The sequence below is a fragment of the Photorhabdus temperata genome (assembly GCF_025384845.1).
Taxonomy (GTDB): domain Bacteria; phylum Pseudomonadota; class Gammaproteobacteria; order Enterobacterales; family Enterobacteriaceae; genus Photorhabdus; species Photorhabdus temperata.
This window is the reverse complement of record NZ_JAJAFX010000028.1, coordinates 14,343-35,877: the sequence shown is the minus strand read 5'-3', so window position 1 is coordinate 35,877 and position 21,535 is coordinate 14,343. Positions and strand designations below refer to the sequence as shown.

Annotated in this window: 12 protein-coding genes; 6 read left to right on the top strand and 6 right to left on the bottom strand. The window is 45.0% G+C overall.

Annotation, left to right across the window (positions count from 1 at the left end):
- The first annotated feature begins 513 nt into the window (after positions 1-513).
- The gene (gene mcf / locus LGZ99_RS12545) at positions 514-9,276 is read left to right on the top strand and encodes an insecticidal toxin MCF (RefSeq protein ID WP_262979156.1); all 8,763 of its coding nucleotides are present in this window, start codon (positions 514-516) and stop codon (positions 9,274-9,276) included.
- A 76-nt stretch (positions 9,277-9,352) separates the two neighbouring features.
- Here mcf and LGZ99_RS12540 read toward each other — a convergent pair whose 3' ends face one another.
- The 3 genes from LGZ99_RS12540 to xylA form a co-directional block, all read right to left on the bottom strand.
- Positions 9,353-10,519 carry a cupin domain-containing protein gene (locus LGZ99_RS12540; RefSeq protein ID WP_036839834.1) on the bottom strand — a complete coding sequence of 389 codons (1,167 nt, stop codon included), beginning with the start codon at positions 10,517-10,519 and terminating at the stop codon, positions 9,353-9,355.
- Between the two features lie 316 nt (positions 10,520-10,835).
- The gene (locus LGZ99_RS12535; RefSeq protein WP_021323668.1) at positions 10,836-11,309 is read right to left on the bottom strand and encodes a hypothetical protein; all 474 of its coding nucleotides are present in this window, start codon (positions 11,307-11,309) and stop codon (positions 10,836-10,838) included.
- Positions 11,310-11,574: 265 nt separating this feature from the next.
- On the bottom strand, positions 11,575-12,894 hold the full coding sequence (xylA, locus tag LGZ99_RS12530; RefSeq protein ID WP_036839832.1) for a xylose isomerase: 1,320 nt from the start codon (positions 12,892-12,894) through the stop codon (positions 11,575-11,577).
- 201 nt (positions 12,895-13,095) lie between these two features.
- On the opposite strand from xylA, the gene LGZ99_RS12525 reads away from it, so the two are divergent.
- On the top strand, positions 13,096-14,271 hold the full coding sequence (locus tag LGZ99_RS12525) for a XylR family transcriptional regulator (RefSeq protein ID WP_036839830.1): 1,176 nt from the start codon (positions 13,096-13,098) through the stop codon (positions 14,269-14,271).
- Positions 14,272-14,426: 155 nt separating this feature from the next.
- On the opposite strand, the gene LGZ99_RS12520 is transcribed toward LGZ99_RS12525, so the two are convergent.
- Positions 14,427-15,740: a glycoside hydrolase family 30 protein gene (locus LGZ99_RS12520; protein ID WP_036839828.1), complete on the bottom strand. Its 1,314-nt coding sequence runs from the start codon at positions 15,738-15,740 to the stop codon at positions 14,427-14,429.
- A gap of 301 nt (positions 15,741-16,041) precedes the next feature.
- Here LGZ99_RS12520 and LGZ99_RS12515 point away from each other — a divergent pair, with 301 nt between their 5' ends.
- The 4 genes from LGZ99_RS12515 to LGZ99_RS12500 all read left to right on the top strand — a co-directional run bounded on the left by LGZ99_RS12515 (position 16,042) and on the right by LGZ99_RS12500 (position 20,073).
- Positions 16,042-16,920, top strand: a complete 879-nt coding sequence (locus tag LGZ99_RS12515; RefSeq protein ID WP_036839827.1) for a PhzF family phenazine biosynthesis protein — start codon at positions 16,042-16,044, stop codon at positions 16,918-16,920.
- 143 nt (positions 16,921-17,063) lie between these two features.
- On the top strand, positions 17,064-17,402 hold the full coding sequence (locus tag LGZ99_RS12510; RefSeq protein WP_235184775.1) for a VOC family protein: 339 nt from the start codon (positions 17,064-17,066) through the stop codon (positions 17,400-17,402).
- Positions 17,403-17,480: 78 nt separating this feature from the next.
- Positions 17,481-18,812 carry an omega-aminotransferase AptA gene (locus LGZ99_RS12505; protein ID WP_036839823.1) on the top strand — a complete coding sequence of 444 codons (1,332 nt, stop codon included), beginning with the start codon at positions 17,481-17,483 and terminating at the stop codon, positions 18,810-18,812.
- Between the two features lie 91 nt (positions 18,813-18,903).
- Entirely contained in the window at positions 18,904-20,073 is a 1,170-nt protein-coding gene (locus tag LGZ99_RS12500; protein WP_262979155.1) for a DmpA family aminopeptidase, read from the top strand.
- Between the two features lie 217 nt (positions 20,074-20,290).
- On the opposite strand, the gene LGZ99_RS12495 is transcribed toward LGZ99_RS12500, so the two are convergent.
- Positions 20,291-20,572: a hypothetical protein gene (locus LGZ99_RS12495; RefSeq protein ID WP_036839818.1), complete on the bottom strand. Its 282-nt coding sequence runs from the start codon at positions 20,570-20,572 to the stop codon at positions 20,291-20,293.
- A gap of 350 nt (positions 20,573-20,922) precedes the next feature.
- Positions 20,923-21,192, bottom strand: coding sequence for an LCI fold-containing protein (locus tag LGZ99_RS12490; RefSeq protein WP_036839816.1), 270 nt, complete (start codon positions 21,190-21,192; stop codon positions 20,923-20,925).
- Positions 21,193-21,535 lie beyond the last annotated feature (343 nt).

The following is a 21,535-nucleotide window of genomic DNA, read 5'->3' as shown; positions in this document are numbered from 1 at the left end:
TTATTTATACTCACTACCCTAAGCCAGGTCATGTTCTTTCTATTTGTATTGGGCTTGCAATGAGTTTGTTTTTCTATAGAAAAAATAAATCTTATTTTGATAATGTTGCTGTTTGAAAATAATAATTATCCACGAATAAATTAATAATGTGAGAATATTCTATGAGACCCTCTGTGATAAAAGACCTTGTTTAGTATTTTGTGTAATCGCCACTTCCAATTAAACGTGACCGTCCAGGCGATCACCAAATGCAATACCTGAAATATCCAACCTAGAAAAATCAGATATAACCATTCGTTAATAAATAACCTTCCTAAAATTCGTCATTATTTATCCAACGTCTTATAAAAAACGCAACAATATGATCGAAAAGTATGTCCATATGTAAATAATCATATTAATAAATAATTCAAATTATTAATAATTGACATATAAATATATGGAAGGTTGATTATAATCCAGAGTGATTATTTATGTGTTCTGCAATATAAACGAAAAATAAAGGAGATAATAATGGCTTTTATATCCAAAGACTTCACGCGCCTGCTCAATACCCTGATCGATCAACAGATCAAAGCGGCGGGTCGTCAGACCGAATGGTTCAACATGAGCGCCGACGAGCATGCCGACTACATCAGGCAGGTAGACGAGCGGCTACAGGAAATACAGCAGAGCACCCTGAGTGTGCTGGCTGCCCAGCATTTTCAGATGCAGGACAACCCCGTTTCTGTCGACAACCAGTTGCAGACATTGCAACAAAGACGGCAACAGATGAACAAGGTACCCAGCACGCTGGCGATCAACGCCTACAAACAGCAACTGGATCGCGACATCCGGTTATACCGCCGCCAGCAGACGGCCATGACGCACTTTGACAGCACATGGGGCCAGGTCTTAGCTATGCTGAATACAACGACCCTGAGGGAAGATTCGGTGGATAAGCAGGTCAAGCTGGATACCAAGATCAAGCATCTGGAACAACAACTGACCAAACAAGTGGCCGATTCCACGTTCAGCCAAGAATACGTGAAGCTGTTTTCCGAGCTACAGGCCTACAAGGAGGTCAATGCCCGCTACAACGCCTTACTCAAAGCATCCACAGCGGAAGAAGAGGCCACGGCTCTCGACGCGCTGATAAAGGTTCCTCGGGCCTCCGATGATCTGCCGGTAAATATTTCACTGCTGATGATGGAAGAACGTCCCGGCTACATCCGCATGAACGTCGCGTTGGTTAATGCCAGCACCGATGGCCGCTTTAAGGATTTCTTCCTGGAGAACGGCAGGCTGGTTGTGCCGACGGACGGGGTACTCAACTTCTCCTTCGGTACCGCAGCTCGCTCTCTGGCCTGGCAACAACAATACCGGCTTAAGAGTGAGCCGCCATCCTTTCGCTCGCCGACCTATACGCCAATTCGCTCGGTGCTGGTCAAAACCAAATTCGTCGAAAATTACTTCGCCAACCACCTGGTTTCTGAAAGCACCTTGCGCGAAGGTTTCAAGGCGCAGTTGCTGAATGACGGTCACAAGATGCTGCTGACCAACGTTGACCGCAAGGTGCCGAACCAGGTTGGGATTCAAGTGTCCGGCCAAGCTCCGAATACTACCATCACCCGTGAGGTGCCATTGGCAAGTGCCTTGAGTGACCTGATCAACCAGAATGCTGATATCACCAGCTTCCAGACTATCGGCCTGGAGGGATTTCGCCAGAGCAGTTACCACCCAGACCGTGACGGGCTTTTCGTCAATATCCATGAGCTGGAACGCTCGGTCGGTTTTGCCGGTCGCCAGTACTTGCTGGAAATGCCTCAGGACAAAGACTACCTGTCCGCGACGCCCTTTGGGGTGATGAGCGCTGACGGCGACAAGGTCAGCAGCAGTCACTTGAGCAAGGCGCAGACCAAAGCACTGTATCAATACAACGCTGCATTTTTCGAGAAGCAGGAACAACTGCGTGACGGCGGTACGAAGGTCAGTCACCTGTTCAAAGACACTCGCGAGCGCACGGCGTTCGAGCAGCAGCTGGTACGTTTGTTCGAACGCAACCACATCACCCCCGCAGGGATATTGGCGCCAGAGTACCCCCGTGACAACATGCGTGATATCAAGGGCAATAACCTGAACAAGGTGCTATGGGAACAGGCGTTTGCCGCTTCGGTCTGGCAGAGCACCGATAATGACCGGCTGCTGTTCAATCTGGCGACGAAACTGGTGGAGAACCAGGACATGGACAAGGTCCTGCAAAGTGGCTATGTGCAAAGTGACATCGCCCAGGCCAAGGGACTGTTAGCACCATTGTACGAACAATGGCGCACTCGGGCCGTCGAAGGGGAAACCCAGCGGGTCGCCAGCGCCAATGCAGCGCAGCATCCAAACAACCCGAAAATACAGGTCTTCAATAAGGCCGCGGTTGAGCGCTCGCTGGACAGCAAGCTGCTCAACCTGTTGTTGACCGGTCACCAGGGCCTTGAGAGCGCCGATGAGCCACTGCGTCCGGTGGTTAAGGAGGCACTGTTGAGCAATGAGGGCAGGAGTCTGCGCAAACAGGTTTTGTTCCATGCCTTACGACCGGTAGCCGATAGCCTTTCCAAGGCCGCGGCCCCGGTCAATCCTCATGCCAAGCTGGGTGCCGACAAGGTCATAATCAATAACCGGCTGAGTCAGCCCGACCCATATCTGATCCTTAATGCTAACCCTGAGGAGCAGGCATATCACGATGGTTCGTACCTCATCAAGGACGATAAGTACCGCAGCTACAACCAGTTCCGCCCGGATCCCAAGAATAAAGCCACAGTCTACATGAATGACCTGGACATTCCGTTCGTAGGGGGGATTTCCGGGACCACCCAGACCGTCAGCAATGCCTTGCCGGAATTGTTCGGTAGAGCGTTGAGCGTCAAGGAATACTGGCAGTTCCAGATGGCCAATGCGGCCTTCATGATCCGTAACGGCTACCACTCGTTCTTTGAAACCTTCTACGTTGCTGCACGTTACGAGCCGAAGGCTAAGGATGAGGGCAGTATCGGAGAGAACATGTTGGATATGTTCGACAAGTACCGCGCTGAAGGTAGCAAGAGGGCGTTGCAGGGTGAACTGTATGACGGAGTGATGGCACGAGTTTTGCCGATCATCAATCAGGGCTTGCCGGAGGCGAATGAGTTCCATCCACCACGTTTTACCCGATTTGGTCCAAGCCCGGCGCTACTGGGGCAGGCGGTCAAGGATCTTGAACTCAAGGCCGGGCTGGCGTCTGTAGGTGATGGATTTGAGTCCCGTCAAGGCAGCGCCGACATCCATCAGTTTGCCGTCGATCCTGCACTGTTTGCCAAAACCCATACCCTCAGTGCCGAAGTACTGGTAAAGTCGGGCCGTCTACCGGCAAAGGGTAATGCCCAGTTGGTGAAGGTTGCGCCCAACCTGTATGAGCTGGAATACACCGAGAAAAACGCCAATCACATATCTGCAACAAGTGTGCCGGCGTATTTCCTCGGCTACAGCGGTCCAAATCAGTCCAATGCGGTGCCCGCTTATGTGGACATACCTAAGAAAACAGCACCGGGCAGCTTCCTTTTCACCGGCACGTTGTCGGGTAGTTCACTGATAGTGACCAATCTCGACGCCAATACCTACCGGGTTTACCACGATGGCCGGATCAACAGCTCGCTGCTGTACGACAACGTAGTGATGGCAGTCGACTACAAAGATTACCAAGTATCCGGTACCGTCGAGGGCCTTGCTGCGGCGTACATGCAGTTCGTCAATGACAAATGGCAACTGGTGTTCCAGCGCCAGGAATATCAACGAGACGGACAGCGGATTTGGCTGAAACTGCGCGATGGTGCAGAGTCGCTCTCGATCCGGGACGCCGGCAGTCAGGTGGTGGAGGGCAAACAGGCCGAGTTCGCCACTTACCGTGAGCAGGTTCACCAACAATTGAAGAAGGTAGCGACGCAGTTTGGGGTGTCGGTCGAAGGGGTTGCCGACGGTGTCTATACAGAGGGCGCGTTTTCTCCCGAGCATCCGGCGATTGCTGCATGGACCCGGTTGCGCGAAGCGGTTCAGGCTAAGGTCAAAACCGACATAGACCAGATGGAGGGCAAGCGCTACCAGCGCCAGGAAGCACGACACACCTCAAGCGATACAGCCTTGATCGACCAACAGATCAAGCAACTCAGTCTTACACAAGACTACTACAGGGCACAGTACGATCCGGTATTGCGTGAAGCTGTCGCTGTCGAAAATACCTGGCTCTGGCAGCAGATCAAAGCCAAAGAGGGCAGCGCAACGGTGGTACGGATTGACGATACGGCCATTCAGGGCGAGGAGCACACCAGTAGCGTGGGTGAACGTTATGCAGCCTCCGAAGCCTATCAGCGCGGAAAACAGGGCACCGGATTCAGAGATGGTTTGCGCAATTTCCGTGAGATCAAGATCCCTGGGGTAGATGACAAAATGTCGGCCCTGGAGATGAAGCGCCTGTTTCTTGAGGAAAAACTCACCGACGAACAACGGGGCGCCTTGAGCGGTCGCATCACCGAAACCAGCCAGGCCGAGTACATTGACAAGATCCTGCGGCAGACCGCGGTGTTTAGCGAGAACTTTCATGACGCCGGCAGTGTCTTCGAACGCTTGGTGCCACAGGACTTTTACCTGTCGTTGATTGGTGACCAATCCGGGGGCCGTTGTTACCCTTTGGTCAGGACCATGGCCGTGGCATTAGCCAGTGGCGGAGAAGCCGGCATCGACAGCCTGGTGCAAAAGCTGTTCTTCGCCTCCGCCGACCCGCAAGCGGGCAGCTCCACGCTGCTCAAGAACAGCCTGCTCAGGCTGCACGCCAATGTCGAAGCCGTGCAAGCCTCCACGGATCTGGGCCAGTTCAATTTGTCCGAAGTGGTATCGCGACTGGACACAACGACCAGCACCTCGATGTTCGCGCTCAATACCCAGAATCACTCGATGATGGTAGGAAGAGCTGTCACAACCAAAGGCCGTCGCTACTACTTCTATGACCCGAACGTTGGGATCTTTGCCTTCGACAACCCCAAGAGCCTGTTCAGGGCCATGGAGCAGCACTTGGTGGAGAGTAATCTGACCGCACACTACGGTTTATTCGGCAGTAACTCGGCGCCGGCCTTCAACCTGATTGAGATCGATACCGGCAAGATGGCTGAGGTACCCGTGAGCAATGGCTTGAACGTGGCCGATCTGACCCGGTTCGAGGAACTGGCTAGTGTCATCGGGCAACGGCGTCAGGTCGAGCAGACGGTGAGTACACAGGAGCGGGTCACGGAAGACTTGCCACTGGGCACCGCGCTGAAGACCTTTGACGCCGAGCAATGGGGCGCACGGTTCGAAGCCGCCAGTACCCGGCTGGCGCAAAAGTACCAACTGGACAACCACTGGCTACCGATCATCGCCACAACCAAAGACCTGGGGGAAGGTCGCTACCAAATCCAGTTCATCAACCGTGACCATCCCGAGCAGACCCGCAGTCTGGACACCAACGATAGCACCTTTGTCGAATTCCGGCGCTTCGTCGATAAGCACATGAGTGTGCTGAACGAGCACTTTACCCTGGAGCACGGTCGGATGCGGCCTCGCGGCGGGGTGAGCGAGGCCATGCCAGTGGACGGGTTGAACGCCGGGTTTGCAGTTCAGACGCTGATCCAGTGGTTTGCTGACAAAAACCGTCACAATGTGGCAAGCGGAGTGACTTCGCCTGATCTAGCCACCGCGCTCAAGGTCCACAGCTACCTCGGCCTGGCCCAGATAGCTCACAGCAGTCTCCAGGACATTACTAAGGTCACTGAACTGGTGCGCACGGCACTGCGCGGCGAAGTGGTGGCTGCCGGAACCTCGTTCAAGGACTTTGCTTCAAACCTGGGCCACACCGTCAACGAAGGCGCTGGCTTGTTGTTTGGCGGAGCCATGGTCGGTTTGGACGCCTATGAGTTGGCCCATGCCGAGAACGATGTGCAGAAAGCGGTGTTCGGTACCCAGCTGGCGTTCGACTCGGCTAGCTTCGTCACCGGCGTAGCCGGGGTGGGGGCAGGGTTAGTCGGTGCTTCGACAGCAAGTGCTGTGCTCGGTGCCGGGGGGGTGATCCTGGGCGGTCTCGCAGTGGGCTTTACGGCACTGGCGCAGGCCTTTGGTGCGGTTGCCGAGGATGCTAAGGCGGTGGGTCGTTACTTCGACATAGTCGACAAGGCGTATAAAAGCAACGGCTATCGTTATGACGACAAGAACAAAGTGCTGGTACCCCTTCCCGGGGCGGTGGTTAAGAGCCTCGATTTGCGCAATAACCAGATCAGCTTCGACAGCCAGTACATCTACCGCACCCATTCCGGCTCTACTGGTTCAGGGAAAATTAATTACTTCTTCTGGGTCGGTGACTTTCCGCGAATGGTCCACGACCGTAGCCAGGCGATCGAGGTGCGCAGCGGCATTGGTTACAAGGACGCCTCCAAGTCTCTTGAGCACAGCGACAGCAATGTTGTGATCCTGCCGGGCACGCCCAAGTCCTACATCAGCTACGAATACATGCTGTTACCTGGAGCCACCACACGCCACGACGCTGGCTTTGACGTGATCCGCAAACTTGAGGAAGACAAGAGGTTCGACTACGACTTTTACATCTTTCCGGGTGAGGAGACGATCCGCAGGATTCGTCATGAGTACGTCGACACCCCGATCGAAGTGGTGCTCGATCAGCGCAACTGGCAACTGGTGGTGCCCGAACTGCCCAAGGCGCTGCATAAACACCTGCATTACGAGATCAAGGGTGCAGGTGGTAGGTACCAGATCGGCCTCAACAAAGGCACCTGGGTTAAGCTCACGAACCATGTCGCCAATGAGTTGTCGGACTGGATCATCGATAGCAGCCAGCTTGACAACGACAACATCAAAGTGTCGAAGAACCCGTTGGAGAACCAGCTGGAGATTGGCGGGGTTGTGGTAAAGCTTGATTTGACCCAGAACAGGCAGGTATCGGTGGTCAACGGCAAGGGTGAGTTGCGCAAAGTCGATTTCACCGGCCAGCTCAACCAGACCCCCAAAGTGGTGGCTGTAGATGCGAGTAAGCAGCAGCAAATCGAGCAGCACCTAAGCGAACTGGCCAAGGCGCATCAGCTACACGGACAGTATGTAGTGGTCGAGAACTACCGCCACTATGGGCGAGTATTCTACGATGTAGCCAAGAATCGTATGCTGTTCACCGACACCAGCCAGGAGCAGGCTAAACATGCCCAACTGGGAGCAGTGATTGGCGACCATGCCTATTTCTACGATGCCGACAACGCGGTGGCGTGGCGGGTAGACATCGCCACCGGGCAGGTCGATGCGCAGTTTGAGCCATGGTTCAACCGGAACGCGGGCAACATCAGCCGGTTCTGGCAGGAGGGAGATGTGGTCTACCTAGCGCGCCGTTATCAGCTAAAGGAGAGGGAGTCCGAGCTAAGCTATCAGATCCTCGGTGACCGAATGGAGTTGGTTAGTGTGGTGGGTGATGATGCGCTGCTCCGGTTTTCGGCACGTACCGATCGGCATGATGATGAACTCAAGGTCATGCTCCAGGACTACGAAAGCAATAGCACCCAACGTGTGACCCCGATGTATACGCTGAGTGCACGGCTGATCAAGCCGACCAGTGCGGCGCTGGTCACGGTGTTTGGCGTAGATGCGGCTAACGTGCCGCACCGCTACTGGATACGCACCAGTGACGGGACGCTAATTAAGCCGAATCTGGCACTACCAGCGGATAAGCCCCGGTACTTCAAAGAGCATGAGCAGACCCGCAGTGCTTGGGAGATCCCGGTTGACCTAGTATTGGCAGGAAGCATACCGCAGCCCGGTGATAAGGAAGTATTTTTCTTCTACAGCAGGGAGCAAAAGGCCCTGTTCCGCCAGGAAGGACCTGGGCAGGCGGTACTCAACGCCAACCAGCCGAGCGCATTGCGGGTCACCACGCCGGCCTTGGCTAACGTGATCAATGTGAACGGTCATCTGATTGCAATGACCGAGGATGGGTGTGTTGCCCAGCTTGATGCACTGGGACAACTTAGCTACGGAGCAGTCAACGAGCATTGGCTCAAGAGACATACCCATTGGTGGAAGGACTTGGCCGATGTTACCGGCTTCAGCGCCACCCTGGCCGTGTTCGGAGTCAAGGGCGCCGACGGCAAGAGCGTGCTACCGGTGTGGTACCACAACGGTCAGGTGGTTGTGGCTTCCCTGCAAGACAAGCATTTACAGTTCTTGGGTTTTGACGCGGATGGTTCCAGCGCGCGACTGTTCGAACCTGCCAGCGGCAAGTTGTATCTCCAGCCACCTATGACTGCCGATGCGCTGGCTGCCGCGTTCGGTACCGACGAAGTACTTGACGCCTCGGCTCAACTTCCCGCTGCCAGTGAGCTGATGCCTGAACTGCACCTCAAAGCGGCGGAGCAAGTCGATGCCGGACTGCGTCTGACCACCGTCAAGGGCGAGATCCTGCTGCGAACCAATGGCGGCAAATTGCAGTTGGTTGCCGTCGACAAAGGTTGGCAACAGGACAACCGCACCCATCTGCCACAGGCACTTGCTAAGGTTGCTGGTCAGTGGCATACCAAAGGCGTGCTGGCTTTACAAGGCGATGGCATACAAGGCTGGTTTGATGTCGGCAGTGGTCAGACGTTCTCCCTTGGTGGTATCCCTGCCGCGGATAACCTACGTTTCATTGGCGTTGCCGTTGGTAATAAGGGGGCATACGCGTACAGTCCAACGGACCAGACGCTGTACTGGATCAAGGACGGCGGTGTGCAGAAGATAAACCATTACACTAGTGTCGAGCGCATTGGTTCATCACTGTTGCTTCAGGGCGGGTGGGGCCAGGACGATCTGACCCCACCGCTGATCGTCGGTGTTGACAGCGTGGTACTGCATGGCGGCGCTGATGACGATACCTACCGCCTCAGCCAGGAGATGTGGTCGCATTACCGCACGATCATCATTGACAACGATGACCCCGGCCAAGTCCTGGACCGCTTGATCATGCTGGTGACCGATGCGGAAAAAATCCTCGTCAGCCGCCACGAGGATGACCTGATGCTGACCGACTCGACCAATGGCACGGCCCTGGTGATGCGCAAGGTGTTCGGTAGCCAAGCGGAAACGCACCGGCATTTGCAAATCGAGCTGAAAGGTTCCTCGGTCGTGATCAGCGTTGATCACTTGGTCAAGGGTTTTACTTGGGAGGGAGTGGCCAAAGATGGCTTGTTCAAACTATCCTGGGCCACCCAGTAGCTTCATTGTCTTAAGCTAGCAGGAGAAACTACAGGAGGGGCGTAAAGCCCTTCCTGTCTCTTCGATAAGGGATATATCAAGTCCTGCGGCGCGATATAACCAGCTTATCCTTGGGACGGTCTACCCAGTCGGCAATCTGATTGTTGAAATTATCCGCCAGCAGATAAGACGGCGTTTTAGCTAACCAATCGGATAGTGAAATATCTTGGTAGATGCCGTTATCCAGCACAACAAGCACTTTAAGATCCTCATTCCCAATATTCTCGATATAGTGACCAAATCCTTGCGGCACATAGCCGACGTCGGTCGGTTCATATTTCTCGGTTTGTGCGTGTCCGTGGGAGCCAAATACCGTCATACGCCCTTTGCCTGAAATGTAGTATTGCCACTCATTGGCATTAGGATGCCAATGTAACTCGCGTACTGCGCCAGGTTTGATGATCTCTATAATGCCGGTAATCGTTGTAGAAATGGGGAACTCCAGCGATGACACTTTATGAATACTCCCTGCATCGTTTTCGAAGAATGGTTTTTTCTTCATGAGCTCATACCGATGGGTGAGTGGTGCATTATTCAGTCCTCCGTCGTTAACCGGCAGGGGTAGTTTTGGCGGGATAGCGCCACCGACTATATAAGCTTCTCCCTGTTTGATTTTAGAAAAAACCTCTGCCGACATGTTAACGCTCTTTTCAAGCACTTCTTTCGGTATATGCGTCACCCAATCAGTGATACTGAAAGTTCCAAATTCTGAGAAGTATCCGTCATCGAAAGTCAGCACAAAATGTGCGCCATCTTCAAGTGCTTGAATAGAATGACCATGCCCTTTAGGAAAATACCACACATCACCGGGGCCAAAATCTGCCACTTCACATTTGCCCTCCGGATCGATAATAGTAATACGTGCATGGCCTTCAAGCATAAATGCCCATTCGGCGGCAATAGCATGCCAATGGAGTTCACGTACACCACCAGGTTCAAGCTTCATATCAACACCAGCAATACCTTTGGATATCGGGAATTGCTCTACCGTGGCTTCGCGTGCCCATCCATATTCCAATACACGCTTTTTACTGTTTGTGAATTTATATTTATATAAGCTTTTGGCATTTCCTGACAATTTATTGTCAGGTGAGACAAGATTACGTTGGTCATCAGCAACAGCGGATTTAATCATACTGCCCATAACGCTGGCTGCTGCCGCGCTAACTGCGGATGCCTTCAAGATATCACGACGCGAGAACATATTGCTTTCTCCAAATAATAGATACCTGCAAGAGTGGTTGCAAGCTGATGTATATCAATCTGATTTTTTTAAATTAATCGTTGTCACGAGAGGGAAAAATCAAAGGTGACTTATTAATAATAGTAAAGAATGGAGTTTAAGATGAGGAACAGTAAAGAAATTTGAATAGAAATTTACGGTCTCGCTTTTGCAAATACATTTCAGACCGTAAATTTCTGGACAAAATTCACCTGTCGAAAAAGTTGACGTAATTCATTATCAAATTTCCGCATTAAATTTCTTTAATGTTAGAATATTGCATTCGTAAAATTTATCATTAGGAATGAAATGAAGGTTCACAAACAGCAATATCTGAAGACATTAACATTCTGATAATTTGAAGTTCCGGTGCTTCAGCAGCAAGGGGATTGATGTAAAGTTCCCCAGAGAAGACCCTTTTATTTCCTGAAATAAGCACTTTCCGTGCGGCCAGCACATCTTTTGCCAAAATCCTTTCACAAGCTATTTCCATTTGCGTTGTCGCATTCCTTATTACCCCAGAAGATGCATTTATTCTGACAAAATACTCCAATAAATCAACACCATTAGCTCTGACTGCATATACATAGCCTTCATATAGCGCAGCATAGTTCATTGCGATAGAAAGCTCTTTCGATGTTGATATTCCACCTATCATTTGCCCTCCTTCTTGGATTCTCACGCCTCCAGGGAAACGGGGAAGAAATCCCGTATTAAATATTTGTTCAGGTGGACGAGTATCAGCCCGATAAGCTACACGATTATTTGGCATATTAATTTCCCCATGTTAAAAAATACGATTAAAATATTGATCAATATACAAAATCAAATATCGATTTCTTCTTTATATTAGAGAAATCATATGACAACATCCCTATTTTCTTTTATTTTTCTGACAAGTCATAAGAACGTCACTTAACAAAGCCAATCGTGTGTTTTTCGATAATTATAATGACAACTGCATGATTATTTACTTCCAAGCATCCTTCATATAATAAGTAAGTTTTTTAATTAAATGGCGGAGCAATTGAATTGCTTTAGCCATAAATATAGCGATTAACAAGATTTTCCAGTAATTCCTGCTGCCCACTTTGATGCTTAGGTTCTTGAGTTAGTTTTTCTGCGTAACGGGCCACTTCATCCAGTGTCATTTTTCGTTTAAGAATATTTTTACCTAATTCACTATTCCAGCCAGAATAACGTTGAGCGATATACTTATCTAATTTGCCATCCAACAACATTTTCACTGCATTTTTTAAAGATAAAGCCATGGTATCAATCGCACCAATATGTCCATAAAATAGATCATAAACATCAATACTTTGCCGGCGGACTTTTGCGTCAAAATTTAAACCACCAGTTGTAAACCCACCAACCTTCACGATCTCGTACATCACAAGTGAATTCTCTTCTACACTATTCGGAAATTGGTCTGTATCCCAACCAAGTTGAGCATCTCCACGATTCGCATCAATAGAACCGAATATACCCAGTGCAATTGCTGTGGCAACTTCATGTTGAAATGAGTGCCCAGATAATGTGGCATGGTTGGCTTCAATATTAACCTTGATTTCATTTTCTAAGCCAAACTGTTTTAAGAAACCATAAACAGTAGCCACATCATAATCATATTGGTGCTTAGTAGGCTCCTGAGGTTTAGGTTCTATCAGCAAAGTCCCCTGAAAACCAATTTTGTATTTGTAATCCACAACCATCTGCATAAAACGACCTATTTGTTCTCTTTCTTGGCGTAAATCTGTATTCAGCAAACTTTCATAGCCTTCACGTCCTCCCCAAAGTACGTAGTTTTCACCACCCAGTTTTTTAGTCATCTGCATAACTTGGCATACCTGTGCTGACGCGTAAGCGAAAATATTTGGATCCGGGTTAGTTGACGCACCGGCAGCATAACGTGAGTTTGTAAAGCAATTTGCCGTTCCCCATAACAATTTAACACCCGTTTTTTCTTGTTTGTTTGCCAGAATATCGGACATAACACCCAAATTATAAATATATTCTTTTAGGGAAGAGCCTTCAGGAGCCACATCAATATCATGGAAACAATAAAAAGGAATATTCAATTTGGAGAAAAACTCAAAAGCAACACTGGCTTTAAGTTTAGCCAATTCTAAGGTATCACCTCCTTTTTGCCAAAAACGTTCAAATGCGCCAGAACCAAACATATCAGCGCCATTCCAACAAAAGCTGTGCCAATAACAGACAGAAAAGCGCAGATGATCTTTCATCTTCTTGCCCAGAATAATCTCTTCCGGGTTATAGTGCCGGAAGGCTAATGGATTATTGCTTTGTGTACCTTCATAATCAATTCTATTTATTTTTTCAAAATACATGTACATACCCGCCTCTAACAGACATACGTGTGTATAATATTTTGTTCATCAATGCCTCTCTTTTCAATTGTGTTATTTTATTTCTCCATTAAGATTGTTGTTAATTGTGTGCTCCATCCCATAATTGGGTATTAATTTAACTCTGAAAATAGAAAAAGAATGATTATTTATATTGTATATATTCAATTTTAATCCATAGGGTTGCCCATGATGAATAGACGCTACCATATAACATTATTGTTCAATGCAAATAAAGCTTATGACCGCCAGGTAATAGAAGGAATAGGTGAATATTTACAGGCATCCCAATGTCATTGGGACATCTTCATTGAAGAAGATTTCACCACGAAATTAAATACTTTAAAAACATTACATAGTGATGGAATTATTGCTGATTTTGATGATATAGAAATTCAACGTTCTTTTAGTCAGCTAAACATTCCTGTTATTGGTGTCGGTGGCTCTTACCTCCAAGAAAATAACTATCCGGCAGCACATTATATTGCTACGAATAACTTTGCTTTAATAGAAAGTGCATTTAATCATTTAAAAGATAAAGGGATTAAACGTTTCGCATTTTACGGTTTACCTCAGGTAAGTGGCAAACGATGGGCAATAGAACGTGAACACGCTTTCCGGCAATTGATCGAAAAAGAACAATATCAAGGTGTTGTATATCAAGGGATGGAAACAACACCAGAAAACTGGTCTTACGCACAAAATAGATTAAAAGATTGGATCCAAACTTTACCACCTAATACAGGCATTATTGCTGTGACAGATGCAAGAGCCAGACATATATTATCTGTATGTGAACATCTGGATATTCCTATACCTGATAAAATCTGTGTTATAGGCATAGATAATGAAGAAATAGCACGTTTTCTTTCACGTACAGCACTGTCTTCCGTTGTACAAGGGACACAAAAAATGGGCTACCAAGCAGCAAAATTACTTCATCAACTTCTTGAAGGTTATTCTCCCAAAAAATATCACCGCCAATTAATTCCGCCTTTGAAAGTTATTGCAAGGCAATCGACAGATTTCCGCGCATTAAAAGATCCGCTGGTCATTCAGGCAATGCATTATATTCGTCATAACGCCTGTAAGGGGATAAAGGTTGAACAAGTTATTGATGCTGTAGGCATATCACGCTCCAATCTTGAAAATCGTTTTAAAAAAGAATTTGGACAAACAATTCATACTATTATTCATAATGAGAAATTAGATAAAGTGAAAAATATTTTAACGCACACCTCTATTCCAATAAGTGAAATCGTTAGTATTTGTGGGTATTCATCTTTACATTACTTTTATTCTATGTTTAAAAGAAATTATAATATGACACCAAAAGAATATCGAGACAGATATAAAAACACCTAGAAAATTAAATATTAAAATATATTTTTAATAATAACCTATGATTGAATCAATAGGGGGTAATTATCCCAGATAAACCGTATAGAATACCTATAAAACCAATCTATCACCCCCACTCAGAAGATTTATACTCCAGTAAAAACCAAGATGATGATAATTTAGAGAAAAATAATCGAATTAATAGAATTGGGTTCTAAACAAACACGCCAAACATCATCATTATGTTTGATATTTAATAGTTTCTTTTCTTGATAAGAGTTATTTATATTAACAATAATGGAACCTTCTTTATTTTCGAAAGCGACAGCATTTCCTGACATATGGCCTTCTAATTCGATATGTTTTGCATCAGGTAAAATTAAACCAGAAAAATGGCGCATGACATAATATTCTGGATTATATATCACTTCGTTTTTACCTATTGGAATACTTATCATACTATTCTGTTTCCAACCCCAACTACTTTCTCCACCTGAATGCAATACCATATTCCAATACAAATAACCATTAGCCCCATTAGTTAAATAATGCCTGAAAAGTGTAAATACATAATGGGCATATTCCCAACTATTATTACCATCACCGCATTCATTTTCAGTTTGATAATATTTTAATTCTGGATAGCTTTGTACTGTTCTTTGAATAGCATTTTTCCCTTGCCATTGATAACCAACGCCTTTCACATATCTATAGGCGTCTTCATCACGTAATACACAGTTTGCGTAATTATCATAATCCTGACCGACTTCTTTAAAGAATTCAGGTGAATTAATGGTACCTAACCAAATCTCAGTCTTGATATTATCTTTTTCAAATTTTGGACCGAGGTGTTCTTTTATGAAATCTCTTAATTGCTCGCCGCTCCATACACAAGAAGGAAATTTTTGATCCGCCGCGACTTCATTCTGGATATGGACCTGAGCAATTGAAATTCCTTCTTTATGATAAGATTCGACGAATTTTGTGAAATATAAAGCATATGCATCCTGGCTTTGAGCGTCACTCTTTAGTTTGCCAAAATTATATACTTGATGAGTTTTAAGCCATACAGGAGGGCTCCATGGTGAAGCCGATATTTTTAAATTTGGTTGTCTGTTTAAAGCTTCTTTTATATAGGGAATAAGTAGACTTTTATCTCTTTGGATTGAGAAATATGCCATACTATAATCATCTTCAATATCATTTAAACTATACCAAGAAACAGCGTAATCACTGGCGCCAATAGGCATTCTGGCTAATGTAAATTTACATTCTCCATCCGGAGAAAATAATTTATCTAAAACAATTTTTCTATTTTCTTTATCCAGATCGAGTAAAGCCTTCATCCCAAGTTCATTAAAGCAACCACCAAATCCGTCTAGTTTTCGACCTCGTTTGTTGGTGATAATTAAATTGGCTTTTTTATTCGTTCTTGTGATCGATGATTCTTCTTTCCATTTTTCTTTATCATTTGTATAAATAAATTTAATCATGTTTTATATCCTGACGTTATTAAATGAAAATAAAATCCCCATAGGGGAATTGATTTATTTGAACGAATTAAACACAGTGATCTTAAGATTAATATTGTGTTATTTCACAAATGGTTTAATTTAATTCGTTTTTTGGAGTTTCATCACATATTTTTATATTGATTTTGTTCTTTTATTATAAACCACTGCGTTAATAATAATGATGGATTGTTTGACATCAAACTACCATTTTGTCATATTTTCAGCTCTTAATATCATTCCCTGACACACTTACAAATTTGGCACTATATAAGGAAATTTTATGTCTTTCGTACCATTTAAGCAGGTTGATGTATTCACTCACCAGCCTTTCAAGGGAAATCCCGTTGCCGTTATCATGGATGCTAGGGAACTTTCACCGATACAGATGCAGGATATTGCTAACTGGACCAATCTTTCAGAGACTACGTTTGTCCTCCCCGCAGAAAACCCATTAGCAGATTACCGTGTACGGATTTTTACACCTGCCAGTGAACTCCCTTTTGCCGGTCATCCTACGATAGGTACCGCATATGCTCTTCTTGAAGCCGGCTTAATTCAGGTGAGCAGGGGACAACTGATTCAGGAATGTGAGGCGGGATTAATTACACTGAACGTGACAGAAACACAAGAAGGTCATACAACAATCACCTTTGAACTACCAGAACCGACCATCACACCGCTCAGTACCGGGCAAACAGATCTCCTCGAAAGCATTCTCGGTTGTCAGCTAGATCGCACGTTGGCCCCTGCACTTATTGACGTTGGAGCTCGCTGGATTGTCGCCCATACCACAGGAGCAGAAGCCGTTCTGGCAGCGGAACCTGATTATACCAAGCTGCATGAGCACGACATTCAAATGAACATCACTGGGATTTGTCTCTATGGCTCCTATCAGGAAGGGGGAGAAGCCGATATTGAAGTGCGCTCTTTCGCGCCTTCATGTGGTGTGAATGAAGATCCTGTATGCGGCAGTGGAAACGGCAGTGTTGCTGCATTCATGCGTTACCACAAAATCGCTATGATTAACGATAAAATTGTTCATTCATCACAGGGCAAAAGACTTGGCCGTCAGGGACGTCTACAGCTTAGTCACTCTGACGGTAAGATTTTGGTCGGTGGCAGCGCGGTGACTTGCATTAATGGTACTATTTTTTATTAGAACCACAGGATATAAAAGTTGTTAGCTCTGATATTGAGTTCACATAGGGTGGTTTTTCCACCCTATATTTTTATAGATAGCGTTACTTAACGACAAGGAGATGCAATCTGAAGCCGATAGCTTTATTAATTCATGTTCCCAATGTGAAAGCAGGGCTTGATTGGTACAAAGAAGCTTTTCCAGAAGCTCGAAGTGTATATCTGGAAGAATTCGATTTTACGGTTCTAAAAATCAACGGATTTTCGCTGGAAATTGTGCAAGCTGATGACAAAGTAGGAGCAGGTAAAAAAGGTACGGTAATGTATTGGTCTGTTCCTGACCTTAAAGATGCAATTGAACATTTTCAGCAACTTGGTGCCAGGCTGTATCGAGGTCCAATGGCTATTGAAGATGGTCTGGGGATGTGTCAAGTGGAAGACCCATTTGGCAACTTGATTGGCTTACGGGGTAATTACATGTTAGGCCACGATATATCTACATAACAAATCGGAGAATTATTGTTGGCAAAAATTAGAGATTGAACTAAACTCAAATTTTACTTTTGTGAGAGGAAGTTAACTATGTCTGAGACCCGTTTTTCTGAATCGTTAAACCTGAAATCTCACTGGATGCCATTCAGTGCTAACCGAAATTTCCACCGCGATCCGCGTTTTATCGTTGCTGCCGAAGGGCAGTGGCTGAAGGATGATAAAGGGCGCCAAATTTATGACAGCCTGTCTGGTCTTTGGACCTGTGGAGCGGGTCATACCCGAACAGAAATTCAGAAAGCTGTCGCTACTCAATTGAGTACACTTGATTACTCACCAGGCTTTCAGTTCGGTCATCCCTTGTCGTTTCAACTGGCAGAAAAAATTGCCAATTTGACACCTGGTGATCTTAATCACGTCTTTTTCACCAGCTCAGGTTCTGAATCTACAGACACCGCTGTCAAAATGGCGCGCGCCTACTGGCGTGTGAAAGGCCAGCCGGCAAAAACTAAGCTGATTGGTCGTGTACTTGGCTATCATGGTGTCAATGTTGCTGGTACTAGTTTGGGGGGAATTGGTAGTAACCGCAAAATGTTCGGACAATTGATGGATGTCGATCACTTACCCCATACGCTACAAACCGATATGGCGTTCACGCCAGGCATGGCGGAAACCGGCGGTGTGGAGTTAGCCAATGAGATGCTCAAATTGATCGAACTGCATGATGCTTCAAACATCGCGGCGGTTATTATCGAACCGGTGTGTGGTTCCGCTGGTGCGATTATTCCGCCTAAAGGGTATCTACAGCGTCTGCGTGAAATTTGCGATCAGCATAATATTTTGTTGATTTTTGACGAGGTTATTACCGGCTTTGGTCGCATGGGGCGCTGGACCGGTGCTGAATATTTTGGTGTGACGCCAGATATTCTTAATTTTGCCAAACAAATTACCAATGGCGCCATTCCTCTGGGAGGCGTAGTGGCAAGCAGTGAAATTTATGAGACCTTTATGTCTCAGCCATTGCCAGAACACCTTGTGGAATTTAGTCATGGTCATACCTATTCGGCACACCCTGTAGCCTGTGCCGCCGGGTTAGCAACCTTGGATCTGCTGGATAAAGACCATCTTATCCAGCGTTCAGCCGAGCTTGCCCCTCATTTCGAAACGGCTCTTCATGCCCTTAAAAACTGTCCAAACGTGACTGACATCCGCAACTGTGGCTTGGTGGGAGCAATTGAGTTGGCTGCCCGTGACGGTGATACCGCCATACGTCCTTTTGATGCCAGTATCGCGCTTTGGAAAGCGGGTTTTTATGTACGTTTTAGCGGTAATACGCTGCAATTCGGACCTATGTTCAACGCGGAAAGGGCAGATTTGGATCGTCTCTTTGACGCTGTCGGCGAAACATTGCATCACATTAGCTAAGGATAAGGAAGGAACTCATGATCGTACTTATTAACGATCATGAGTTGGCAAATATACAAGTATCGTTACTTGTGATAAACAAGGAGTATTTATGAAAATATTGAATATTATAATCTTATCTATATCGACAATGATATCCTCTAATGCTTTAGCTAATGAGATTAGAGCAAGGGATTTAGGCATTCCTTTCTCTGGAGTGACGGGAAAATATAATGCGATTACAGATGTTAGTGGTGTAGAAGTTGGCTATTCAACCATAATAGAAGGCGATGGAAAGCTAGAAGTTGGGAAAGGTCCAATAAGAACAGGCGTGACAGCTATATTGCCAAGAGGAAAGAAATTTAGCCCTGTGTTTTCGAGTACATTCTCTTTAAATGGAAATGGAGATATGACAGGCAATCAATGGGTCAAAGAAAGTGGCTTTTTGGAAACACCAATATTGATAACCAATACCCACAGTGTTGGTGTTGTTAGAGACTCAACAATTAGTTGGATGATTGATAATAATCTAACATCACCACTAAAAGATGATTTATTTTGGTTATTACCTGTGGTTGCAGAAACCTGGGATGGAATATTGAATGATATAAACGGTATGCATGTAAAAAAAGAACATGTATATAATGCATTGAATAGTGCTAAATCAGGAGCGATAAAAGAAGGTAATGTCGGTGGGGGAACTGGAATGAACCTTTTTAAGTTTAAGGGAGGCACAGGTACTTCATCAAGAATTCTGGATAAAGAAGATGGAGGATATACTATTGGCGTTCTTGTTCAAGGCAACTTTGGTGATAGGGATGACTTGATTATTTCTGGGATTCCGGTTGGTAAAGAAATAAAGGATCTCAAGCCGATATATCATGGAGATAAGAAAAAAATAAAGGATGCCGGTTCTATAATAGCAGTGGTGGCCACAGATGCACCATTAGCTCCTCATCAATTAGAAAAAATAGCTAAAAGAGTATCTCTTGGGCTTGCAAAAGTTGGCGGTGTAGCCAGGAATACCAGCGGTGAGATATTTATTGCATTTTCAACCGCAAATAATGATGTATTTTCCAGAGAGGATGCAAGAACAATAAAAATACTGCCAAATGACAAACTAGATCCTTTGTATGAGGCAACAATCAATGCAACAGAAGAAGCAATAATTAATGCCATGATTGCAGCCAAAAAAATGGTTGGGAGAAATGGTAATACTTCGTATTCTATCCCTAAGGATAGGGTTAAAGAAATATTAAAAAAATATAATGTACTTAATTAGTTACATAATCAAGTGATTTATGGTTTCGCGTAATAATTGCAATGCAATGTGCTGCAATCAATATTTTGAATGTAGTAAATAGAGTTATGAAAGGCAGTTGAAACAGGCTAATAAGGAAAAATATGAAATATTATTATTCATGATAAAAGCAAAAACCCCGTTACTTTTAACGAGGTTTATCTGTATTTTTTAAAAAATCTATAATAAAATTATCCGCTTATCCTAATCTACCTTCATAGTAAGCTTGGTAAGCGGTATATCCGGAACTCAATTCACAACTTCCAAGACGATCTTTAAAATACCATGTCATCTTTCCAAATCTAGTATCCTCCGTAAATACATTGGCAAAATTATTATAAGGATTAGTAAGATATCTATAATACTTACCCCCACCAATATATCCTGGTTCCTCAGAATTACAAGTTACTGCCGATGCAGTCCCAATTCCTCCGATTAATGCTGTTGCTAATACTCCAACTGTTAATAATTTCTTGAACATAACAATTCTCCTTTAATAATTTTTGAATTTGCAAATTAAATGTATCACTTATAAAATCATATGTGACAATGCATGCTAAATCAAAATCATCACTAGATGATGGTACAATTTTAAAACTCAGAAAACAACTATATATTTCATTCTAGATTAGAAACATAATGTCTATTTTCATAATTTATGCATAAGTCGTGATGTTATTATTAGTTACATAATAAAATGATTTATGGTTTCGCGTAATAAATGAAGAAAATATTATTATTCATGATAAAAGCAAAAACCCCGTTATTTTCAACGAGGTTTGTCAATGTGTTGGAAACATCTAACTAGATCGGTAAGATCTTATCTTTTACCTACGGACGCTCATAGTAACCAGCCCATTTACCGCCCTCACACTCTCTAATGCTTCCTTTAAAATACCATGTGCTTCCACTATATTTAAATACATTTGCAAAATTTTTATAAGGATTAACAACCCACATGGTATTTCCCACAATAAGCTTATCAGTAATATATCCACTTCCACACTTGTATGTCACTCCAGCTGCCGATGCAACCCCAATTCCTCCAGTTAATGCAATACCTGCTACTAATGTACCAACTGTTAATAATTTCTTGAACATAACAATTCTCCGTTAATAGTTTTTGAATTTGCAACTTAAATGTATTACTTATAAAGTTATATGTGATAATACATGCTAAATCCAAATCATCACCAGATGATGCTACAACTTTAAGATTTAGAAATCAACTATATATTTCACTCTAGATCAGAAACCCAACTTATATTATAGTAATTTATGATAAATCATGATTTCATTATTAGTCACACAAAGAAAATAATTTATTTATAATTGCAATTCACTGCCATTAAATATATTTAATGAGATTAAGTTTAAATTATTAATTTCTTAGCGTTAGTAGAAGAGAAGTCGGTTATTTTAATAAAAGGCTATTTATTATGAT